A 6,136-nucleotide genomic window follows, 5' to 3' on the forward strand; every position below is an offset into this window, starting at 1 on the left:
GCACATCATTGTCGCTGTTTACAAGACGCATTGGAGTATGATCTTTGAGTGAAAACGCGGCATCACGAACTTGGTAACGAGTTTGAGCGACTTCACCGGATTTTTCCCAAGTCATTGCATTCTGGTCGGCATCGACCACACCTAACCAACCTTCACCTGGGTGCTTGCCTACCCAGTTATCAGTCAGAGATTCGTCTACGTACCAAATAATCAAACCCGGATCGAATGAGATCAGTTGGCCCATGCGTTTGATGTTGGCTAGACCCTCATCAACGTCCATGTGGCTGCGCCATTGCAACAGGTAGTAGTGTTGCGCTTGGTGGAACCCATTACTCAGCTTGTAACCATTTAGGGCGAAGGTGGAGTTGCTCTCACCATCGTCTATTAAGGTTACTTCACCATCAACGACTACACTGAGGTTATCCAAATAGAAACCTTCCATCGCCAAGCCACCATCGGTGATGTATTCAAACGAAAGCTCTACTTCTTGGCCTGCCCATTGTGAAACGTCGAACTCAGCATCAATCCAACCGCCAGATTCGCCGCCAATAGCAGGAACGAGGCCAGTATTGTACGGGTCATCCAATGAGGTGATGTTGCCGGCAATGGCTTGTCCATTCACGAGTACGCGTGCAAAGTCGTAGTCTTTCTCAATTTCATACCAAGTTTTGAATGAAAGCAGTGCAGAATCGCCGGCTGGAATCACCAACTTGCGTGTCATGCTGTTTTTCAGGTCATCGCCTTTTTGAGAGTGGAACGAATACTCACCAGCAAACGGTTTTAAACCTTCGATCTGTTTTTCTGGAAGATCCACTTTAATCATGTTAGGACGGTTGTTATCCGTTGTTTGGAACAACGTATAAACCTGTGGGTTGTCTTCTAGGTCATCAATCGAGATTTGATCATCGTTAATCCAACGACCACCAATCGACTTCTGTAGGAAGTGTTTTGCCCAAGAGCTGAATGCCGTTGGCTGTGTGCCACCAATTTGACCAGCCCAACTGCCCGAAGACATGATTGACCAGTAAGAGACAGGTTCACCCTTGCCTGTATATTGCGTATCGTACTCGTCTGGCAAGCCTAAATCATGGCCATACTCGTGAGCACATACACCAGCTGCGGCATCAATCGGTTGAATCGTGTAATCAAATGCTGCGTATTGGCCACCAAAGCGGTCTGGAAGCGAGCTAGAGGTGCCTTTAAGTACATGAGTGCGACCAAGGTTGAATCGGTGAGACCAAATCGCATCAGGGCCTAATACGCCACCACCGGCTTCTTCACCAACAGATGCGTGGAACACCATTAGATGATCAATCACACCATCGGGTTCACGGAAGTTTCCGTCACCGTCGTAATCGTAACGATCTTCAATATCGTAATCGGCTAGGTTGATGCTAGGATCTTGAGCCAATTGATTCAGTGCTTCGCGAACCAGTTCTTGCGCGTTGAGATCGTTGTCGGTAGTAGGGGAGTTACCCCCATAGAATGACGCAGGTTTAGAGGCGCGATACCAACCTGCAGCTTGGCCCGCAACGCTGTAACTATCACCAGATTCGCTTTGGTAATACTGACGCATCGAGATTAGGTTTTCGCCGTTTGGCCCAGTGTAGCCAGAGTTTGAAAACAACAACTCTTGATAATGTTCTGGGTTGTAGCTCTCGTAGAGCATTTGTGTGTGCTCTTCGGTCAGTTTGTTGTTATCCCAGTTCAAATCAGGGAAATCGACTAACAGAGCGAGTACTTTATCGGTACGCTTGGTGCCGACTTCTAACGCAAAGACGCTCGCCTTTTTAACACCAGATCCTTTTTCTATGGCTTTAAGTATTTTCGCTCGTTGCTCAAGTGCTTTTTTACCGAATTGAGCGTCACCTTTAAAACCGGAATTGATTTTATTCTTCAAGTAGCGGTCAAGTGCGTCGTGCTTTGCCACATCGGTTGCATCTTGGTCGACTAAGCCTTGTCTAACTAGCATTTCAATGAGTTTGTCTTCATTAACAACGCCTAAATCAATAGGTGTTTTTGCATAACTACTGACGCTAAATAGAGTAAGCATTGCTGAAGCCAACAATGTTTTTCTCATCATTTTCATTATATTTTCCTTTTATATTCCCATGTCGATATCAGTATCAACTTGCCTTATTCGGATCTGTTGTCCGAGTTTGGCCTAATACACTCTTGTGGTGTCTTATTTAACTGACGTGTGTTTGTTGCGTTTTTTTTACTTTCGCTCTCCTTTGTATTGGTTGTCTCTTTTCTACTTTTTGAACCAAACGGAGTGCTCTTCGCTTTTTTAGCGTTGAGATAGATACGTAAAGCTTCTTGATCTTCCTCATAGGTTAAGCCAGAACAGATAACACCTCGTTTAATCAATGATTTCAGCAATAGTTCATCGTTCTCAATAGTGGAAGCCTGTGACAGTGATGACAAAGTTAGAACCATTAAAGTCATTGCTTTTATGGGCATTTTTGTAAGAATCTTAGCTGTGCGAGCCTCGGTTGTAAGAGGCGTTGTTATAAGGAGCATATTCAAAAGAGCCATCAGTTTTGATTATGTAACAAAATATATTTATAAAATTAACCAATCAAATGGATAATTATTACAAGCAATTGTTCGTTCCGATTTCAACATTTAAAGTTAATATCAAACAATGGTCGTTATTTATTTTATTATCAGCTATTTAGTGGGTTTTGTTGAATTAATAGTTGATAGTTTGGATTTTAATAATATTGGTTGGGAAGTAATTATTATCTTTAGAGTACTTTATACAAGGTATGGAGTTATAAGTAATAAGATGCGTTTTATATTCTCTGTGTTTAAACATTGCATTTAATAATTGAGTTATTAGTAAATATCTGTGCTGAAATTATTTTCACACGAAATATAAATAATTAGGGTGTTGAGAATGATTTTCAGTGTTTCAAGGGCGTGAAATTTAACAATAGCGGAGGTGATAGGAGTGCCAAGTCGCAAAAAAGAACCCGTATTTGAGTTCTTTTCCTTGTATTCTTGTTGGAGATTTACTTATGACTGAGAGACATCGCGATAAAAATACCGTTCGCAAGTGCTTGGATTCATGCGCTTAATGACGTTTGATACCACAGCGACAACCAACACCGAGAATACAAGCCTTCCCCAAAATATCGTGTAGAAATCGGCCCCGATGAGTAGGATCAACAACGTATCTTCAATTAAACTGTGGAGCAAGTTGAGCAGCATGATTGCGGTGAATACGTCTCTTGCTGAGATATGCCCTTTCTTGGCTTCATTGATCAGTAAGCCGCCACCAAACGAAAGGCCAAGCGTGATTCCTATTATTGTTAGGTTCGTTGCGTCTTTGCTGATTCCCAGTACTCTTAAGAATGGTCTCAGTAATACTGCCATGAGTTTCTCAATACCTAGAATCTTTAAGATCTTGAGTAACAGTAATAGTGCTGAGATTACCATGAAGATAACCGCAAAGTTCTTGAACTGTTCAAGCGCCCAACCCAAATAGCTTGTGTCTCCTGATACTTCAGGTTGCCAAAGCACGGTTGCTGGGTAGTTGAGCCAGTCTCCGTATTGATAACTGAGGTTGAGTAGCCATGCCAGCACTAAGCTTCCCCCCACTCTCACCGATAGGGTAGCCAGCCAGCTAACACCTGCTTTTTTGGCAATAGCGCCTTCAATTGGCAATGAGTGAGCAAGGAGCATCATGCTGCCTAAAATTGAAGCTTGAGCAACCGTTAAGGGAACATCGGAATTAATAAGGATAATTAGCCCGGCATAGATGTTGGTGAGTATGGTAGTTGCCCATACTAGACCCATTTCTTTGGGTAATCCGACGCTTTCCATTATAGGGCTTAGCCATTCGCTAAGAATCATTATGCCGCCAAGCTCTTCGACGACTTTTATCAATATGATGATTGGAATCATGATACGGAAAAGCGTCGAAGTGACATCGAAGATTTCTTTGAGGAGCTCTTTGAAAAATTGATAGGTTGATTTCATTGTTACGACCATAACTCGTTGTGTTGTATAAAAAGATCTTACCGCGATTGTTGTGATTATTATTTCAAAAATAACCTATAAAGTTGCCTGTAATTTTTAAATTGCCTTAAAGTAAGAAATTATCAATCAAAAAATCATGGTTTAAGAAATTATGGAAATAGACCGTATAGATAGAAGCATATTGGTTGAGCTTCAGAAGAATAACCGGATCCCTAATCAATCGTTAGCCGAGATCGTAGGGCTATCACCTCCTGCTTGCTTAAAGCGAGTGAAACGATTGAGGCAAGAGGGCGTGATAGTCGGTGATGTATCGATCATTAATCCTGAGCTTACTGGTAGCAAGATGACCCTAGTTGTGTCCGTTGAAATGGAGCGCGATCGAGGGGATATCTATCAAATTTTTCGCCATTCTATTTCTAAGGCGTCAGAGGTTACTCAGTGCTATCAGATATCAGGCAGCTTTGATTTTATGTTGATTGTTACGGTGAAAGATATACAAGCTTACGAAGACTTTGTTGAACGAGTATTGCGCAAAGATCTGAATATTCGCAAGTTCCATACCTCAGTCTCTATGAGAACCGTGAAATTTACCACTGCAGTTAACTTAGATGAGTCATGACCTTTAGCCAGATAGAGGTGTGAATAATTAGATCAAAGGCATAATAGTTAGGGAAGAGGCTTAGCGTTGAGAGTTTTGTGAGGTGCATTGGTTATTTTTGTATAAATAGCAGTCATTTACACAAAATGTTACTTTCATATTTTGTCATAACTTTAATAATTGTATATATTCCTCCGCTACAATAATAATTAACCGAAGTTAATACCAAATGACTGTCAGTTCAGCTTCTCAATCACGTGAAACGCTTCTAAGCGAAAACGAACAACTTGTCTCGACTACCGACCTTAAAGGTGTGATTACTTATAGTAATGACGCTTTTTGCCGTATTGCGGAATACAGTCAAGATGAATTACTAGGGCAACACCATAATATTGTTAGGCATGGTGATATGCCAAAAGCGGCTTTTGCCGATATGTGGGTGAATCTAAAACAAGGCAAGGCTTGGCGCGGGATCGTAAAAAACAAGACTAAATCCGGCGGGCACTACTGGGTTGATGCTTACGTTACCCCTATTTATGATGGCGGGAAGGTAAGTGGCTATCAGTCTGTTCGTGTTAAGCCGAAAAACGAATGGGTACAAGTCGCAGACAAGGCTTATCAAAGCTTATTGAAAGCTGAGAAGTCAGGTCGCCAATGGTCACTACAGATCAGTGACAGTGTTCGTTACGCAGTGTTACTCGGCTCTTTGGCTGCGCCTCTGATTTCAAATCTTGTAGAAGTAGGGCAAGCATCTCAGTGGATATTGAGTCTTCTTCCTGTTTCTGCTCTCGCATTGCTTTTCCGACAAGAGCTCATTGATACTCCATTACAGTTAAAAAAACTGCAATCTAAATTCGATAGCGTCAGTCGACTTGTCTATTCAGGTAATAGTCAGTTCTCTGTTGCCGATTTTCATCTCAAGCTGCTGTCTGCCCGAATCCGCACTGTATTAGGCCGTATGACAGACTCAGCGAAACCATTGCAAGATTTAGCTGATAACCTTAATGCGACGTCATACCAAGTAACTGAAGCGCTCGATCAGCAGACAAAAGATATTCTTCAGGTACGTGAAGCAACTGAAGAGGTTGAAGTGACCGCCAATGAAGTATCTTCTCGTACAGAAGAAGCTCACCAAATTGTCGATGTTACCTTGCAAACTTGTGCTGGTGCTAAAGAGAGCATCGATCAAACCCACCGCAACCTTGAAAACTTGGCATCTCAGGCGGAGAAAGCGACGCACACGACTTACCAATTGAGCGATCAAGCGCAAAGCGTGAGCAAGATAATGGAAGAGATTGGTGGAATCGCTGAACAAACTAACTTGTTGGCACTTAACGCTGCGATTGAAGCGGCAAGAGCAGGCGAGCAAGGACGAGGCTTTGCAGTTGTTGCCGACGAAGTACGTGCTTTATCTGGACGAACGTCAAAGGCCACAGTTCAGATTAAAGAGAGCATCGATACCATGCTGGCGACGATTGAAAGCTGGCAGAAAGATATTCTGGCGAACAGAGACCAAACCGACGCGTGTGGTGATGTTGCGAAGGTGAGCGC

The 6,136-nt window shown here is 42.6% G+C and carries 5 protein-coding genes; 2 read left to right on the forward strand and 3 right to left on the reverse strand.

Annotated elements, in window-relative coordinates; all coding sequences use genetic code 11:
* From AB4653_RS24010 to AB4653_RS24020, 3 genes are all read right to left on the reverse strand, one after another.
* Positions 1–2,089: immune inhibitor A domain-containing protein (locus AB4653_RS24010; RefSeq protein ID WP_372105500.1), on the reverse strand; the 2,089-nt coding region annotated here is incomplete at its 3' end.
* Positions 2,090–2,136: 47 nt separating this feature from the next.
* Positions 2,137–2,463, reverse strand: a complete 327-nt coding sequence (locus AB4653_RS24015; protein ID WP_102257637.1) for a hypothetical protein — start codon at positions 2,461–2,463, stop codon at positions 2,137–2,139.
* 558 nt (positions 2,464–3,021) lie between these two features.
* A complete protein-coding gene (locus AB4653_RS24020) occupies positions 3,022–3,987 on the reverse strand; it encodes a hypothetical protein (RefSeq protein ID WP_032555001.1) in 966 nt (321 codons plus the stop codon).
* Between the two features lie 151 nt (positions 3,988–4,138).
* Here AB4653_RS24020 and AB4653_RS24025 point away from each other — a divergent pair, with 151 nt between their 5' ends.
* Both AB4653_RS24025 and AB4653_RS24030 read left to right on the forward strand, forming a co-directional pair.
* On the forward strand, positions 4,139–4,606 hold the full coding sequence (locus AB4653_RS24025; RefSeq protein WP_009844861.1) for an Lrp/AsnC family transcriptional regulator: 468 nt from the start codon (positions 4,139–4,141) through the stop codon (positions 4,604–4,606).
* Positions 4,607–4,814: 208 nt separating this feature from the next.
* A partial coding sequence (locus AB4653_RS24030; protein ID WP_372105501.1) for a methyl-accepting chemotaxis protein occupies positions 4,815–6,136 on the forward strand: 1,322 nt, incomplete at its 3' end.

Origin of the sequence: Vibrio sp. 10N.222.48.A3 (genome assembly GCF_041475345.1) — a bacterium.
GTDB classification, from domain to species: Bacteria; Pseudomonadota; Gammaproteobacteria; order Enterobacterales; family Vibrionaceae; genus Vibrio; species Vibrio tasmaniensis_A.